This is a genomic window from Pseudothermotoga lettingae TMO, assembly GCF_000017865.1.
In the GTDB taxonomy this organism is placed as follows: Bacteria; Thermotogota; Thermotogae; order Thermotogales; family DSM-5069; genus Pseudothermotoga_B; species Pseudothermotoga_B elfii.
On the sequence record NC_009828.1, the window covers coordinates 382,509 to 400,484 of the forward strand.

Here is a 17,976-nt window from a genome sequence, read left to right on the forward strand (position 1 = left end):
AGATGAATTTATATGTTGGGCTTGATGTAGGAACAACAGGTGTGAAAGGAGTTCTTGTCGATGAGAATGGAAAAATCATAGATATTCAAAGCGGACATTTAACCATACAAACGCCAAAGCCAGGTTGGTCAGAACAGGATCCTTTAAACTGGTGGAAAGCAGTTTTGAAAGTTTTGAAAAATTTATCGGAAAGATCGAAAGAAGCCGGCGGAAGAATAAGAGCAATTTCTACCAGTGGGCAGATGCACAGTCTGGTTGCTATAGGAAAAAACGGCGAGGTGTTGAGAAACGCCATACTCTGGTGTGACCAGAGAACTTATGAAGAGTGTAAAGAAGCCGAGAGTTTGCTTGGAGGAGAAGAAAAAACACTAAAGATAGTCGGAAATTCAATCCTTCCGGGATTTACTTTGCCAAAGATCCTGTGGTTGAGAAAAAATGAGCCAGATGTGTATGGAAAGATATATAAAGTGCTCTTGCCAAAAGATTTCATAAATTATATGCTCACCGGGATCATTGCAACAGAACATTCAGACGCTTCAGGAACAATGTTGTACAGCGTTTCTGAAGGACGATGGAGCGATCAGATTCTGGATGCTTTCGGTATTTCAAAGAAATTTCTCCCGGATATTCTTGAGTCGAATGAAATGATCGGAAAGGTAAGAGAAAATCTGGTGAAAATGCTTAATCTCGATGAAGAAGTAGCAGTGGTTGCTGGTGGAGCAGATAACGCCTGTGCTGCTCTGGGGGTTTCGGTGATAGATCCTGGAGATGTAATGATAAGTCTTGGAACTTCAGGCACTGTAGTTGCGCCCACCGGGAGCAAAGTACCTGACCCTTATGGAAGAGTGCATTTCTTCGCGCATGTTGTGCCTCGTACCATGTATCATATGGGTGTGATGCTATCAGCTGCCTATTCTCTTGAGTGGTTTAAGCATCGATTTTTGAAAGAGGATTATGAGGTAATAAATCGTCAAGTTATGAAGGTTCCTATAGGATCTAATGGCGTTATATTTCTGCCATACCTGAATGGCGAAAGGAGCCCGCATAAAGACCCTTATGCAAAAGGTGTTTTTTTTGGCATTTCTTCTTACAACAGTAAATGGGATTTTGTAAGAGCTATATTTGAAGGAGTGGCTTTTGGTATCAGGGATTGCTTCGAAGTCATTGAAGAACTGAATACCAGTGTGAAAAATATCAGGACAACAGGAGGAGGAGCAAGGAGTGATGTCTGGAATGTTATGATAGCAGATTTGCTGTCGCGCGAAATCCAAAAACCCTTGATTAATGAAGGTGCATCTTATGGAGCGGCTATGCTTGCATGCTCTGGTTTTTCTTCATCAAGCCCAGATCAAATTGCGAGACGCTGGTTCAAATTGGAAACTTCTGTAAAACCGTCGCTTGAAAACAAAAAAGAGTATGATAAGTTTTATTACAGGTTCAGAGACTTGTATAAAGGTTTGAAAAGCTTTTTTCATGACTGGAAAGATGAATAATTTGTATGCGTGAACTACCACACCTTACAGAAGGTATGGCTTCCTGCTTCAACCCATGGTGACGGAAGAATTCACCTTCCGTTCCGCCGCGAGAGCATGGTCCACAGGCTTAATTTCGGACAGTTCCTGCCCTACTTTTTCTTGTGACAGAACATAATTGGTTAAATTAATTGCCGCATTTATATCTCTATCATGCTCTGTTCCACATACAGGACATACCCACTTTCTTATGTTCAGATTTTTAACTTCTTTGTTCACATAGCCACATACACTACATCTTTGACTTGATGCATAGAACCTGTCTGCTTTGATTAATTCAATTCCATTTCTCTTAGCTTTGTAATTCAGTACCACTATGAACTTATTCCACGACTGCCAATGAATGTACTTTGCGAGCTTTTCACTCTTCAACATCCCTTTGATGTTTAAATCTTCAACCACAATCTTGCCAGCTTGGCTTTCACTGACAATCTTGTGGGTTATTTTGTGTATCCAGTCATTTTTTACATTGTTGATTTTCTCAATGTATCTTGCAAGTCTTATCCTTGTTTTTTCTCTATTTCTTGAACCTTTTTGTTTTTTAGACAATTGTCTGTGTAATCTCTTCATACTTTTTCAAATCTGGAAGGTTATACTTTTCTCCATTACCCAATGTGATTATATCTTTGATACCTAAGTCTATTCCCAACACGTCGTTTGATGTATTCGTTATTTGTACATCAGGAACTTCCATAACTATTGATACGTAGTATTTGTTTGTGGTTGTCTTTTCAAAGGTAACGTTCTTGATTTTGAATGTATCCGGTAATGTTCTATGTACACGCACCTTTATTCCTTCTTTGAATTTAGGTACGAATATATATCCATACTTTGGATTTTCTTCTTTCATATACAGTTGAATATGTTGAGGTACTCTGAATGTTTGTCTGTTTTTCTTTTTCTTAAACTTTGGATGTTTAGCTTGTTTTTTGAAGAAATTCTTGAATGCACATTCTAAATCCTTGAGTGATTGTTGAAGAGATTGAGAATTGACTTCATTGAGCCATGCGTATTTATCCGTTTTCTTTAACCTCACCAGAACACAAGCCCAATTATTGTAATTAGTTGAAATGTTCATCTTTTTGTACATGATGGAAGAATAGTTCAAAAAGAAGTTATACACAAATCGAGCACAACCGAAATGTTTATTTAATTTTTCTTCTTGTTCTTTTGTGGGGTAAATACGAAATTTGTAAGTTAAAATCATACAAAAGACACTTCAAAAAAACAGGAATATATACACAAGCGTATTATATTACACACGAATGACTACATTAAAACTTGCAAATTCATCTCCACCTTCTATAAGATGGAGTCTTCTTTGCAAAAAATAAGATCTTGACAATTTTTCGCAAAGCTGGCATAATTTGAAAAATATCTGAAAATTGTGGGGGACATGAAAATGAACGCAATAATTACAGTAATATTGAATAAAATTCAGCGGAAGCGGACTATGTGCCGCGGTGTGTTTGCGCGCACTTAGTTCATTCGTGCTTTCTGCACAACGCGGCCATATCAATTTTGATATGGCCGTTTTTTTTTACAGATCTTTTGAGGAGGGAAGTTATGAAAAAAGTGATTCTTGCCTACAGTGGTGGCTTGGACACATCGGTTATTTTAAAGTGGCTTTCGGAGAAAGGGTTTGAAGTAATAGCTTTTGTTGCAAATCTGGGGCAGAAAGAAGATTTTAAAGCAATTGAGTGCAAGGCACTATCAACAGGCGCTTCTAAGGTGTATGTAGAGGATCTGAGGCGAGAGTTTGTCACGGAATTTGTTTTTCCTGCGCTTATGGGGAATGCTCTGTATGAAGGCAGATATCTTCTTGGCACTGCTCTTTCCAGACCGCTTATAGCAAAAAAACAAGTCGAAATAGCTGAAAAAGAAAATGCAGCTTTTGTTGCGCATGGTGCAACCGGAAAAGGTAATGATCAGGTGAGATTTGAGCTTACTTATGCAGCATTGAATCCATTTTTGAAGGTACTTTCTCCATGGAAAGATATTGAGTTTCTGAAATTATTCAAGGGAAGAACAGACTTACTCGCCTATGCAAAACAGAAATGTATACTGACCAGAGCAACTATTGAAAAGCCTTACAGTGAAGACGAAAATTTAATGCATATATCTCACGAAGGGGGAAAGCTTGAAGATCCTCTCTATATTGCCGGGGAAGATGTTTTCAGCTGGACAAATTCTCCCAAAAATGCCCCGGATGAGGAGGTTTTTCTGGAACTTCATTTTCGCAGTGGACTTCCAGTAAAAGTAGTTAATCTGAATGACGGGAGTACAAAAGAAGATCCTCTTGAACTCTTTGAGTATCTAAATCGCATTGGATCGAAATATGGAGTAGGAAGAGTTGATATGGTTGAAAACAGGTTCATAGGAATAAAATCAAGGGGAATTTATGAAACACCCGGAGCAACGATACTCTGGATTGCCCACAGAGATCTGGAAGGTATTGCTATGGACAAGGAAGTAATGCATTTACGAGACATGCTGTCTGTTAAATTTTCGGAGTTGATATACAACGGTTTCTGGTTTTCTCCTGAAATGGATTTCTTACTATCAGCTTTCAGAAAATCTCAGGAAGGAATTGAAGGAAAAGTTAATTTAATCATTTATAAGGGCAATGTCGTACCTGTCTCTCGCTTTTCCCCGACATCACTTTATGATCAATCACTTTCAAGTATGGATGTTGACGGCGGTTTTGATGCTACAGACTCAAAGGGATTCATAAACATTCATGCTTTGAGATTGAGAGCCCACAATCTTGTGCTCAGGAGCAGAGATCCATTTGGGTGGAGAAGGGGGATAATCGATGCCGAAATTATGGGAAAAGGGGTATGACCTTGATTCATTAATAGAAGAGTTCACAGTTGGTGAAGATTATCTGGTTGATATGAAATTGATTAAATATGATGTGAAAGCCTCTATTGTTCACGCAGAGATGCTCGAGAAAATGGGGTATTTGGAAAGGCATGAGTTCATAAAAATAAAAGAGGCACTTGAGGAACTTCTGACTCTTGTGGAATCAGGAAAATTTTGTATCGACCCGGAAGAAGAGGACAGCCATACCGCCATAGAAAACTTTCTCGTTCAAAAACTTGGAGAAGCTGGGAAAAAAATACACACGGCTCGATCGAGAAACGATCAGGTTTTGACTGCCCTCAGGCTCCTGTATAAAGATGAATTAAAAGATGTATGCCGGCATTTAAAAGGCTTGAGGTCTGTTTTGAGAAATTTTGCAAAAAAGTATGGACATATAAAATTTGCCGGTTTCACGCATACAAGAAAAGCTATGCCAGCCAATTTCAGAATGTGGGGCATGGCACTTTGTGATGCTTTGAAAGACGATGAGATCATGATAAATCTTACAATCAGACTGATAGATCAATCTCCACTTGGTACAGGTGCCGGTTATGGAGTTCCTATCAAAATAGACAGAAATTATATAGCTAATAGGCTCGGTTTTTCAAAAGTGCAGCGAAATCCCATTTATTCTCAAAACAGCAGAGCAAAATTTGATTATCTTATATTGCACTGTTTGTCGCAGGTCAGTTACGATTTGAATAGGTTTGCCAGCGATATTATTTTCTTCTCTCTACCAGATATCGGATATCTGATTATTCCAGAAAACCTGTGTACAGGAAGTTCAATAATGCCCCAGAAGATGAATCCAGATCCTGTAGAACTTGTAAGGGCGTATCATAGCAGGATAATATCGAAAGCTCTGGAATCTGCGTTGATTTCAATGAATTTGATAAGCGGTTATCATCGAGATATGCAACTGTTGAAAATAACCGTGCTGGAGACTTTCAAAGATATTAAAGATATGCTGCGGGTCACGTGCAGGATTTTTGAAAAAATTCAGGTAAATGGCAATAAATGTAAAGAAAGTCTCACCGAAGAAGTTATGGCCACTCAGGAAGTGTATCGCTTATTGATGGAAAAAGGAATGTCTTTCAGAGATGCTTACAGAGTTGTTGCTGAAAAGTACGGAAGTGACAGGAAATGAAAATAAGAGTAGGAATTCTTGGTGCAACAGGTTATACAGGGTTAGAGTTATTGAGAATGCTCAAAAATCACCCACAGGTGAAAATAACCTATCTCTCGTCAAACAATTTTTCAGGACAGTCCATGAAAGATATATACCCGTTCGCAGAGATCGACATTTTGCTTAGCAAGATTGATGTGAAAGAAATAAAAGCAAATTGCGATGTAGTTTTTACAGCCCTACCGGCAGGTATCAGTTATGACATAGTGAAGAGTTTGAGAGATGAGAACCTGAAAATAATAGATCTGGGAGCAGATTTGAGATTTGATGATCCATCGCTGTATGAAAAGTGGTATGGCAGAACATTGCAAGATTATGGGTTGATAAAAAGAGTTTACGGCCTGCCTGAACTTTACAGATCAGAAATAAAAGAATCGCGTTTTATAGGAAATCCGGGATGCTATCCAACGAGTATACTTCTCGCAACTGCCCCAATTTTGAAAAGAAAACTGCTGGTGAACGGTGAAATAATTGTGGATTCTAAATCAGGCGTATCTGGTGCTGGTAAAAAAGAGGAGCTCGCATATTCTTTTTGTGAAATCGATGGTAGCTTAAAACCTTACAGTGTCATAAACCACAAGCATGTTCCTGAGATACAGGAGCAGATGAAAAAAATCTATCACAGCGAAGTTACTGTCATATTTGCTCCACATCTTGTTCCAATGGTCAGGGGTATATTGAGCACAATTTATCTAAAAACAAGATTGAGTGCTGACGAACTTTATGGACTATACAGTGAATTTTACAGAGATGAGTACTTTGTTCATGTACTAAAGCCAGCCATTTACCCGTCAACAAAATGGTCATATGGTTCAAACCACGTTTTTATATCAATGAAAAAGGACGAAAGAACAGATACAGCTGTATTGATATCTGTACTGGATAATCTTGTCAAAGGGGCATCCGGTCAGGCTATTCAGAATATGAACATACTTTTTTCTTTGAGAGAAGACACAGGATTGACCTTTACGGTTTATCCATAACAAGGAGGTTACAACAAATGAATATTCCTAAGGGATTCAAATTCTCCGGGTTGCATTGTGGGATAAAAAGGTACAGAAAAGATATCGCCTTGGCATATTCAGAAAAAGAGTGTGTGACATCGGGATTTTTCACTACAAATGCAATTAAAGCTGCTCCAGTTTTGCATAATATTCAGGTTCTTAAAGAAAATTCTGAAAACATAAGAGCGCTGATTGTCAACAGCAAAATTGCCAATTCGTGTACTGGTGAGGAAGGTTTGCAAAATGCGTTCAAAATGGCTAAAATAACAGCACAAAAGCTGCATATTGACTCCAGGAGTGTTCTTGTTGCTTCTACAGGGATAATAGGAATCCAGTTACCTATGGAGAAAGTAGAATACGGCATAGATGCAGCTGTGAAAAAACTTGACAGTGATGTTATATCTTTTGCGGAAGCTATCATGACAACTGATACAACAGTGAAGATCAGTTTCAGAAAGATTAATGTCCCGCAGGAAGTAATCTTACTTGGGATTGCAAAAGGGTCAGGAATGATTCATCCTAACTTATCTACAATGCTCGCGTTTATATTCACTGATGCAAAAATACCATTTTATACCCTGAAAGAATTACTAAAAAAATCCATTGATAAAACATATAACATGATCGATGTCGATGGAGATATGAGCACAAATGATATGGTTTTAATGTTCTGTAATGGAGCTGCGAATGTAGAAATAAAAGAGAAAACCGCCGCTTATGACAAATTTTCACGTGCCCTTGACGAGATTAATACTGAACTTGCCAAGAAAATAGTTTCAGACGGAGAAGGGGCTTCGAAAGTTATCGAAGTCAGAGTTGCCAATGCTCCAGATGAAGCTACAGCGAAAAAAGTTGCAAGATCAATTTGCTCATCCAATCTTGTGAAAACGGCTATACACGGTGCAGATACAAATTGGGGCAGAATCATCGCGGCCGCCGGCAGTTCTCAAACATTTTTTAGCCTGGAAATGGTGGACCTTCACATTTCTGATGGGAAAGAAGAAATATGTGTTTTCGAAAAAGGCAAGTCGCAGGCGTTTAATGAGGAGAATCTCAGAAGGGTTTTAAGTTCAAGAGAAATTTTTTTGCTTCTAAACATGAATACCAGTAATTCTTCCGCTACAGCCTGGGGGTGCGATCTGACAGAAAAATACATACAGATAAACGGGAGGTATAAAACATGACCAGTGAGAATATGGCGATACTTTTTGAAGTACTTCAGTATATGAAAGAATTTCGTGAAAAAACGTTTGTTGTAAAGGTTGGGGGTGCTGCCCTGGAAAAAGAGGAAGCTAAAACGTCATTTGCAAAGAGTATTGTTTTTCTGAGACATGTACAGGTAAATCCAATCATTGTACATGGCGGAGGGGTCGAAATAACCCGGTTGATGAATCAGCTCGGGATAAAACCACTTTTCAAAAATGGGTATAGAGTAACTGATGAAAAAACTTTACAGATAGCAGAAATGGTTCTTGAAAAGATTAATAAAGATATCGTCCTGAAAATAAATCTTCACGGAGGAAGAGCAATTGGTGTTTCAGGCAAAGATGACAATTTGCTTTTATGTGAAAAAGATATCGCAAATGGAGATATAGGGTATGTGGGAAAGATAAGAAAAGTGAATAGTGGGTTTATCGAGAAACTTATTGCTCAGAATTATATACCAGTTATTTGCCCAGTTGGATTTGGAGAAGACGGGACAACTTACAATATAAATGCAGATGTTGCCGCCGCTGAGATAGCAATTTCCCTGAAAGCCGAAAAATTGATATTCGTAAGCGATGTTCCTGGTGTAATGAAAGATGGAGAATTAATTCCATATCTTGATGTCCGGAATGCCAGAAAATTGATCGAAGAAGGTGTCGTTAAAGGAGGAATGATACCGAAAATACAGTGCGCAGTGAATGCTTTAAAGGCGGGAATTAAAAGCGTTCATGTTGTAAATGGAGAAATACCCCACGCTCTTTTAACTGAAATTTTTACGCTCCACGGCATTGGAACAATGCTAAGAGAAATTTGACGGGAGGGCATGGTATGAAAAACAATTATTTGATGAATACTTACAACAGGTTTCCTGTTATCCTGGATCATGGAAAAGGCTCTGTGGTCTGGGATAAGGATGGCAGATCATTTCTCGATTTTTCGTCAGGAATAGCCGTAAATATCCTTGGACATTCACACAAAAAACTTGTTTCTGCCATCGAAAGCCAGGTCAGAAAACTTGTGCATTGTTCAAATCTTTACTGGACAGAACCTCAGGTAGAGCTTGCAAAGCTTTTGATCGAGAATACCTTTGAAGGAAAAGTTTTTTTCACAAATAGCGGAACCGAGGCTAACGAAGCAGCTATTAAATTATCACGAAAATACGGAAAAAAGAAATCCATATCCAAATTTAGGATTCTCTCGGCGGTCAATTCCTTTCACGGAAGAACATTTGGATCTTTAACAGCCACAGGTCAGGAAAAATACCATGAATATTTCAAACCACTGGTAGCTGGTTTCGACTATTTTGAGTTCAACAGCGAAGAATCTCTCAGATCAAAAATGAATGATGAAGTTTGCGCGGTTATTTTAGAACCCATTCAGGGTGAAAGTGGTATAGTTCCTGCAAGTGATGATTTTTTAAATGCGGCAAGGGTTTTATGCGATCATTACGGAGCGCTTTTGATATTTGACGAAGTTCAATGTGGAATGGGAAGAACCGGAAAACTTTTTGCTTACCAGAAATATGGTGTGAAACCAGATATTTTGACAATTGCAAAAGGACTTGGAGGAGGGGTTCCTATAGGAGCCGTGGTAGCAAGCAATAAAGCAGATGTTTTCGAACCTGGTGATCATGGATCCACATTTGGCGGAAATCCTCTGGCTTGCAGCGCAGGAATAGCTGTTATGAGGGAAATATTGAAGGATGGTTTTCTAAAAAGAGTGGAAGATAAGGGAAGATATCTTATGAAAAAACTTGAAGGAATAAAGAAGATTTTTCCATCTTTGATCGGTGACCTTCGTGGAACTGGCTTGATGGTCGGTGTAGAACTTAAAAATATTTCAAGCAGAGATTTTGTAAACAATTGTTTTGATCACGGTTTACTTACAGTCCCTTCGGGAAGGAATACTGTGAGGTTGTTACCACCACTGACAGTTAAAAAAGTGGAAATCGACAGTGCACTGAAGATAATAGCCGAAGTTCTGGAAGGTTTTGACCGCACAGGGAGAAATATTCAATGAAGAAAGCACTGTTATTACTTGAAGATGGAACATTCTTTTATGGCAGGGCTTTTGCTGCTGATGGAGAAGTATTTGGTGAACTTGTGTTCAACACCTCAACAACAGGTTATGAAGAGGTATTGACAGACCCTTCATATGCAGGTCAGATAGTTATCATGACTTATCCAGAAATCGGCATATATGGAATAAATGATGAAGATGCAGAGTCTGATTCTGCAAAGGTAACTGGCCTTGTGGTTTATCGGTCAGTTCAAAGATATTTCAACCAGAGGGCAAATAAATCTCTTGGCGAATATTTGAAAACGAATGGCGTAATTGGAATAGAGGGGATTGATACACGATCGCTTACGAAAAAAATAAGAAACAGAGGTACGGCAATGGGTGCTGTCTCAACAGAAAATATGGATCCTGATTCGCTCCGCGAAAAATTACGGAATGTGATAGAGATAAACAAGACAGATCTTGTAAGCAAAGTATCGTCGGAAGTTGTATGGAATTATAAGAAAGAGGGCAAGGTCCGGATAGCGATCGTTGACTGTGGTTGTAAAAAAGGTATTCTGAGAGAACTTGAAAAATTTGATGTGGCAATAACAGTTGTTCCATACGATATTGGCTTTGAAGAAATTGAAAAACTGAATCCGGACGGAGTGATGATTTCAAATGGGCCGGGGGACCCGTCAATATTGATCAGAACAGTAGAGCTGATTAAACACATTTTGAAGAAAAGAATTCCGCTGGCAGGAATATGCTTGGGGCATCAACTTCTGGCGCTCGCAATAGGTGCAAAGACTTATAAAATGAAATTTGGCCACAGGGGGATTAATCACCCTGTGAAAGATTTAAGAAGCAAGAGGGTATTAATCACAACTCATAATCATGGTTTTGCTGTTGATCCAAAAAGCTTGAACATCAATACGGATACTCTTATAGGTATAAGCAAAGAGGATTTTGGCAGAGTTGAGATAACTCATTTATCTTTGAATGACATGACCGTGGAGGGAATAAGGCTTTTAGATTATCCAGCCTTTTCTGTGCAGTTTCATCCCGAGGCATCGCCTGGGCCGCATGATTCGAAATCGTTTTTTGAAGATTTTCTCAAGCTCATAATCTCAGGGAGGTAATTTTGTGCCGAAGAGAGACGACATAGAAAAAGTACTTGTGATTGGCTCCGGACCTATAACTATAGGTCAGGCGGCTGAGTTTGATTACTCAGGGGCGCAGGCTATCAAAGCTTTGAAGTCTTTGGGGTATAGAGTTGTGGTGATTAATTCAAATTCTGCAACAATAATGACAGATCCCGAATTTTCTGATGCTGTCTACATAGAACCATTGACTATAGATTTTCTGGAAGCTGTTATAGAAAAAGAACGTCCAGATGCTTTATTGCCAACTCTTGGTGGGCAGACAGCCTTGAATTTAGCTGTTGAGCTTTTTAAAAAAGGTGTTTTGTGCAAATATGATGTTGAGCTTATAGGCGTTAAGCCAGATACTATAGAAAAAGCCGAAGATAGAGAACAATTTAAAACGGCAATGAAAAACTGTGGTCTGGAAGTTCTTGAAAGCAGGCTTGTTTCAAGTGTAACAGAGGCCATGGATGTTGTAAGAGAATTCGGTTATCCTGTGGTGATAAGACCGAGTTTTACGCTTGGAGGCAGCGGAGGGGGAATAGCGTATAATTTGCAGGAATTGAAGGCAATTGTTGAAAATGGATTAATAGAAAGCCCAGCACATACCGTGCTGATAGAAAAATCCGTGATTGGCTGGAAAGAGTATGAGCTTGAAGTCATGAAAGATCATGAAGATAATTTCATAGTAGTCTGTTCTATTGAAAATTTTGACCCCATGGGCATACATACTGGAGACTCGGTAACTGTAGCACCTGCTCAAACGCTTACCGATGTTGAGTACCAGTGCATGAGAAATGCTGCTCGTAAAGCGTTAAGTGCAATAGGGTTTGATGCTGGTGGGTGCAATATACAGTTTGCTGTTGATACGTACACAGGGAAATTGGTCATTATTGAAATGAATCCAAGAGTTTCAAGATCATCTGCCCTTGCTTCAAAAGCCACAGGATATCCGATTGCAAAGATATCGGCTTTACTTGCGGTTGGGTTGAGGCTCGATGAGATTCCTAATTCTATAACGGAGCAAACAACGGCGGCTTTTGAACCGTCTATTGATTATGTGGTTGTAAAGATGCCGAGATTCCAGATGGAAAAATTTCCAGGTGCCGAACAGAAGCTGGGTACCCAGATGAAGTCAGTTGGGGAGGTAATGTCCATAGGCAGAACATTTAAAGAAGCACTTGGAAAGGCTGTGAGATCACTGGAGCTGGATATAGCCCCGAAACTTGATTTACGTAATATGAGAGAACATCTTGCCAATCCAACTTCGGAGAGAATGTCTTACATATTTGCTGCGTTCAGAAACTCCTTGTCTGTGGATGAAGTACACGAATTGACATTTATAAATAAATGGTTTTTGACGGAGATAGAAGAAATAATGAATTTTGAAAAGGTTCTTCGCAAGAAAAAACCTAAAGACTTCGGCTCGTTAAAAAAAGCAAAAGAGTTTGGATTTTCTGACAGAGAGCTGGCAGAGATCTACAAAGTTCAGGAAGAAGAGATAAGAAAGATCAGACACAAACTTGGCGTCACACCAGTCTACAAGATGGTAGATACTTGCTCTGCTGAATTTGAAGCTAAAACACCTTATTTTTATTCAACATACAATGGAATGGAAAATGAGACGATCCCATCAAAACGAAGAAAGATCATGGTTTTGGGATCAGGACCAAATAGAATTGGCCAGGGTATTGAATTTGATTATGCAAATGTGCATGCCGTATGGGCTTTTCAGGAAGAAGGTTATGAAGTTATCATGGTAAATTCCAATCCTGAAACTGTGTCAACAGATTACGATATATCGGATAAATTATATTTTGAGCCGCTGACAACTGAGGATATCCTTGAGATAGCAAAAATAGAAAACCCGGATGGAATTGTGGTCTCGTTTGGTGGGCAAACTCCTTTAAGGATAGCGAGAGCTCTGGAAAAAGAAGGTTTGAAAATCCTGGCTGCCAATTATGAGCTTATAGATCTTACAGAAAGCAGAGATAGATTTGCGAAATTTCTTAAACAATCAGGCTTAAGTGTTCCTCCTTTTTCAGTTGCGAGGTCAATCAAAGAAGCTTTGAGAGCTGCAGAATTAATAGGTTTTCCAGTACTCATCAGACCAAGTTATGTTCTTGGGGGAAGAGCGATGGCCATCGTTGATCATAAAAAAGATCTCTTAAGTTATATTTCAAATGCATCTCTAATTTCACCTGATCACCCCCTGATAATAGATAAATTTCTTGAAAATGCTGTGGAATTAGATGTCGATGTAATCTCTGATGGTGAAAATGTCTGGATAGCGGGCTTAATGGAACAAATTGAGAAAGCGGGAATACATTCAGGCGATTCTGCATGTGTCCTGCCACCAGTAAGTTTATCTGATGATTTGATAGAAAAGATAGAGCACCTGATTTATAGATTGATAAAAAGCCTTAAAATCATTGGACCAGCAAATATTCAATTGGCCGTGAAAGATGATAAAGTTTATGTTATTGAACTAAATTTGAGAGCTTCAAGGACTATTCCATTTGTAAGCAAAGCAATTGGCATACCTGTCGCGAAAATTGCAGCAAAAACTATTATCGGTAAAAAATTGTCACAACTTTTGTTGCGATACTGGCCTTATTCAACAAAAGAGAGATTGGTGAAATATGAACCTGCTCGCTCAGGTGTGCTACCGACACCGTGGCCGGAGTATTATTCTGTAAAGGAAGCAATCATCCCATTTAACAAATTCTCTGGCGTGGATATACTTCTTGGGCCAGAAATGCGTTCTACAGGTGAAGTCATGGGAATCGGCGATGATTTTGCTGAAGCTTTTGCAAAGGCACAGTTATCTGCGGATGGCATATCTACGAAATCTTTGCTTGTTACTGTTAACGACAGGGACAAACGAGAAATTGTTCCTTTAGTCTCGTATTTGTATGATCTTGGATTTGAGGTATTCGCAACTGCTGGAACCGGGAAGATCTTGAGATCAATGGGGATAGCAGTTAAAAATGTCTTCAAAGTTGGAGAAGGGAAACCAGATGTTGTTGATCTTATACGGCAGGGGAAGATAGGATTTATTGTTATAACCCAGTCTCCGAACCGTAAGACGAGTGCTGAAATCAACAGAGAAGCAGAAAACTCTTTTGCAGATGATGAAAGAACTGCTGGATATAAAATCAGAACAGCTGCTATACAATGCAAAGTGCCCTGTATAACCACAATAGAAGCTTTCAGAGCCGAGGTATCTGCTATCAGAAGACTCAAAAAGTCCACCCTGTCTGTTAGAAGTTTGCAAGATATTTTCTATGCACAGCAAAATACTCTTCTAAAAAAGTAGATTTTTATGGTTTAATATAAGTAATACTATAAAAAGGCAGTTGGAGATTGTGAGGTGGATAATTAAGCAGGTTGACCAGCAGAAGGTTGAGTTTCTAAGCCAGGAAGCTGGTATAAGTTTGTTTCTTGCGAAAATACTTGTGAACAGGGGTATTGAAGATCCCAAGATTGCGAATAGATTTCTGAAACCTTCAATTCTTGATCTACACGATCCATTTTTGTTGAGGGATATGGATCGTGTCGTTGAGTTGCTCTTAAAAGCCAGAGAAGAGAACATACCTGTTCTGATCTACGGTGATTACGATGCTGATGGTATAACTGGTATAGCTGTTTACAAGGAATTTTTAGACAGGTATGGCTGGGTTACAGATTACTATATTCCAAAGAGAATGGATGAAGGTTATGGGATCCAGCCTGCAGTTATTGAGCAATTTTTTAAAAAATTCAACAAAGGAATAGTGCTGACAGTAGATTGTGGCATAACTGCAATTGAAGCAGTGGAGTTTGCAAAGAAATTCAACTGCCTGGTGTTGATAACCGATCATCATGAAGTTGGAGAGCAGTTACCAGACGCCGCTGCAGTAGTTGACCCAAAGCGTCCAGATGATGATTATCCATTTAAAGATCTTGCGGGTGTTGGTGTCGCTTTCAAGGTGGTCAGTGCTATTTCCCAGAAACTCAATATCCAGATCGAAGAAATTTTCGATTTACTTGAATTTGTGGCGATTGGCACAATCGCCGATATGGTGAAATTGGTTGATGAAAACCGTTTTATGGTTAAAACGGGACTGGAAAAACTTAAGAGAACTGGAAAGCCCGGTCTTTCAATCCTGTTTAAGAGGCTCGGTATAAACGAACCGGATTCAAGGGACATTGGTTATAGAGTTGCACCAAAACTAAATGCTGCCGGTAGACTTGATTCAGCAGATGATGCATTTGAACTTTTGATCTCGCGAGATGAAACATCTGCTGAGAAGCTTGTAAATTTGCTTTTCGAGTATAATTCAACCCGCCAGGAAATAGAATCTGAGATATTCATGCGTGCAGTAGAGCAAATTGAGGAGCGTGGCCTGCATAAAGATCCGATAATTGTGGTTAAGGGAGATAACTGGCACGTTGGGGTTATAGGGATTGTTGCCACAAGACTGGTTCACAGGTATGGAAAGCCAGTTATGGTGATATCGAATTCTGACGGTATAGCAAGAGGGTCGGCAAGAAGCATACCGAATCTAAACCTCATTGAATTGCTTCAGCCACTATCGAGTTATTTTTATGAATTTGGAGGGCATCCCCTCGCTGTTGGTTTCAGCCTGGATTCAAACAACGTTGATGATTTCGCTGAACTTTTAAGAAATTTTGAAATACCAATTGAAGATGTACCTGACGTGTTAGAAATCGATGAGGATCTCCAGCTTGAGCAAATTAATGAAGAAACATTGAAAGATATAGGAAAACTGGAGCCCTTTGGCCATGGTAACAATGAGCCGATTTTTGTTGCAAGAAACGTGATAGCTGAGTCCATCAAATTTTTTGGTCAAAATCACGCAAATGTTAAGATGAATTTCACAGTTAACGGTGCTAAAATTGAGGCAATAGGCTTTGGTTTAGATCATGCCTTCGACAAGTCAATTTATGAATGCAACAAAGTAGACATTGTTTTCAGTATCAGGAATCATCGTCATCCTTTCAGCATAAATATTATTGATTTTTCCATAATAAAAGATTACCAGGATACACACCAGGCAACTGAAAATATCGAAATACTTCAAAAAAACTCACATCTTAACCATATACTTGAACAACTTAAAGGTGGAAAACTGTTCATTCTTGATTTAAGGACAAGAAATGCTCTTTATTACTGGTTGAAAGAAAAGAGTAAAATCAGATGTGCGGTGATTTCACTGAATAATATAATCTCTTCCCAGGTTCACCAGAGTCTTTTGAGACATATTCAAAAGCCAATAGAATACCTGAACTCTCTATGCAAAAGTGGTTCAGAAGATTTCGCGTTCATGACTATGTCGTATTTTATGGCTGAAAAAGAAGAGGTTATGAAACGATTTGACCTGTTTTTCATAAATGAACTGTCTGTTTTTACTCTGTTTCAAAATAACAGCCAGGTAGCAGAATTTTTGGATTTTGTTTCATCAAATTGTGATAAATTTGTCGCTGTGACTGTTAAAAATCCGGAAAAATTGCTTAGTTTTGCAAATGAACTTGGTTTTGAAGTAACCTATGAGAGGTCATTGAAACCAAGTTACGGTTTGACTGATGCTTCAAATGAAATTGATTTGATAATAAATGATGCATCCTGTTTTCTATTCTCAGACCAGAGAAAACTCTCGTCATTTTATAAAAAACTTAAGACGACCATAAAAAATAAAGAGATATTGATGTATTCCCATTCACTCAAACCTTCTTATCGTGCTGGTGTCGTGAATTATATAAAGAGAAAAAAACCTGTTAAACTTGTCAGCTCCACAAATACTGATGGTTTACCCACGCTACTTGGCCAGGAAACAGAAATAGCTATTCTTGACGCTCCTTTGACACTTTTTGAAATTCTGGATGCCATCTCCTACAATTGCAATGACCAGTTACTTGATTTGTGTTTTACAGAAGAAAATGTAGTTGAAAGAGAAAATGAATTGAACGAGCTATTTCCCTCCAGAAGCGTTCTGAGGGAAATTATTCTGCAAATAGGTGAGCGAAAAGTTAGTCAGGACGAGCTTATGGAATATGTTGTTCGGCAGGGATATTTTGGGAGTTTCTCGTATGCCAGGATCATTAAAAATATCTTTGATGATCTTGGGGCTGCCATATCGGATGGAATGATAGATCTCACAAAAATTGACTTTTCGAAAAAATCTTTACGAGAGATGGAAAGAGAATTGGAAATAGAGTATTTTGCGAAGATTACCAGACCACTGCTGACACAAAAAGTCAAAGGGATATACAGAGCTCTGGCAAATGTCCATGTGGTGATTTAATGATTGTTGCCGTTGATTATGGAGATGCAAGATGTGGTCTCGCGATAGGCGAGAAATTAGCCAGAAAAATTATGACCGTTGAAAAAAAGAAAGTAATTTCTGAGATTTCCAGAATCCCCTTTATTAATTGTTTCGTAGTGGGGTTACCCTTGTCTATGAGTGGAAGGTATTCCCAGCAGACATTTAAAGCAATCGAATTTGCCGAGAAATTGAACAGAAGGTTTAAAAAACGGGTTTATCTTATCGATGAAAGACTGACAAGCAGCATTTTCAAAAATCGTGAAAACATTGATGGATTATGCGCAGCGGAAATATTCGAAAAGTTTGTGTTCTCAAAAATGAAGTTTCATGAGATAATTCCACCGATCAAGGTCAGCGATAATCTGGTTAATGAATTAAATAACATGGCAGGTAACATTTTGATTGTAGGGCTGTCCGATACAAGACTTGTCTGCAAGAGACGGTGCATAGTGCTCCAGGAAGAGCCATATTATGCATATCTTTTCTACAAGCTTGGTTGTCATGTTGAGAGGTACGCAGACCAGTTGGAAAACTTTGCACCTTTTGATATTATCGTTGCAGGAAAGATGTGCGACAAATTGAAGGCTTACCTAAAACCAGAAGGGAAATTACTGTGCCTGTAGCTCAAACGGATAGAGCGCTGGACTCCGGATCCAGAGGTTGCGGGTTCGACTCCCGCCAGGCACGCCAATGTGATAATCGGGGAGGTAT

At 38.9% G+C, this 17,976-nt stretch carries 11 protein-coding genes, 1 tRNA gene and 1 pseudogene; 12 read left to right on the plus strand and 1 reads right to left on the minus strand.

Features of this window, described 5'->3' with window-relative positions; genetic code table 11:
• Positions 1–2 precede the first annotated feature (2 nt).
• Positions 3–1,493 (plus strand): xylulokinase, encoded by a 1,491-nt coding sequence (gene xylB, locus TLET_RS01850; protein WP_012002410.1) that lies wholly within the window; start codon positions 3–5, stop codon positions 1,491–1,493.
• Between the two features lie 48 nt (positions 1,494–1,541).
• Here the strand turns inward: xylB and TLET_RS01855 are convergent.
• Positions 1,542–2,739, minus strand: a pseudogene (locus TLET_RS01855) (RNA-guided endonuclease InsQ/TnpB family protein).
• 359 nt (positions 2,740–3,098) lie between these two features.
• On the opposite strand from TLET_RS01855, the gene TLET_RS01860 reads away from it, so the two are divergent.
• From TLET_RS01860 to TLET_RS01905, 11 genes are all read left to right on the plus strand, one after another.
• Complete coding sequence (locus tag TLET_RS01860; RefSeq protein ID WP_012002411.1) at positions 3,099–4,376, plus strand: argininosuccinate synthase; 1,278 nt, start codon at positions 3,099–3,101, stop codon at positions 4,374–4,376.
• A complete protein-coding gene (gene argH, locus TLET_RS01865) occupies positions 4,348–5,544 on the plus strand; it encodes an argininosuccinate lyase (protein ID WP_012002412.1) in 1,197 nt (398 codons plus the stop codon). Before TLET_RS01860 ends, argH begins: the two co-directional genes overlap by 29 nt.
• Positions 5,541–6,566: an N-acetyl-gamma-glutamyl-phosphate reductase gene (gene argC / locus TLET_RS01870; RefSeq protein ID WP_012002413.1), complete on the plus strand. Its 1,026-nt coding sequence runs from the start codon at positions 5,541–5,543 to the stop codon at positions 6,564–6,566. The genes argH and argC overlap by 4 nt, the downstream gene beginning before the upstream one ends.
• 17 nt (positions 6,567–6,583) lie before the next feature.
• A complete protein-coding gene (argJ, locus tag TLET_RS01875; protein WP_012002414.1) occupies positions 6,584–7,771 on the plus strand; it encodes a bifunctional glutamate N-acetyltransferase/amino-acid acetyltransferase ArgJ in 1,188 nt (395 codons plus the stop codon).
• A complete protein-coding gene (gene argB, locus TLET_RS01880; protein ID WP_012002415.1) occupies positions 7,768–8,607 on the plus strand; it encodes an acetylglutamate kinase in 840 nt (279 codons plus the stop codon). The genes argJ and argB overlap by 4 nt, the downstream gene beginning before the upstream one ends.
• Before the next feature lie 14 nt (positions 8,608–8,621).
• On the plus strand, positions 8,622–9,812 hold the full coding sequence (locus TLET_RS01885) for an acetylornithine transaminase (RefSeq protein WP_012002416.1): 1,191 nt from the start codon (positions 8,622–8,624) through the stop codon (positions 9,810–9,812).
• The gene (gene carA, locus TLET_RS01890) at positions 9,809–10,933 is read left to right on the plus strand and encodes a glutamine-hydrolyzing carbamoyl-phosphate synthase small subunit (RefSeq protein WP_012002417.1); all 1,125 of its coding nucleotides are present in this window, start codon (positions 9,809–9,811) and stop codon (positions 10,931–10,933) included. The genes TLET_RS01885 and carA overlap by 4 nt, the downstream gene beginning before the upstream one ends.
• A 4-nt stretch (positions 10,934–10,937) precedes the next feature.
• Positions 10,938–14,255, plus strand: a complete 3,318-nt coding sequence (carB, locus tag TLET_RS01895) for a carbamoyl-phosphate synthase large subunit (protein WP_012002418.1) — start codon at positions 10,938–10,940, stop codon at positions 14,253–14,255.
• 49 nt (positions 14,256–14,304) lie between these two features.
• Entirely contained in the window at positions 14,305–17,244 is a 2,940-nt protein-coding gene (recJ, locus tag TLET_RS01900) for a single-stranded-DNA-specific exonuclease RecJ (protein WP_012002419.1), read from the plus strand.
• Complete coding sequence (locus TLET_RS10765) at positions 17,244–17,888, plus strand: RuvX/YqgF family protein (RefSeq protein WP_012002420.1); 645 nt, start codon at positions 17,244–17,246, stop codon at positions 17,886–17,888. Before recJ ends, TLET_RS10765 begins: the two co-directional genes overlap by 1 nt.
• Positions 17,879–17,955, plus strand: a tRNA-Arg gene (locus TLET_RS01905). Before TLET_RS10765 ends, TLET_RS01905 begins: the two co-directional genes overlap by 10 nt.
• The last annotated feature ends 21 nt before the right edge of the window (positions 17,956–17,976 follow it).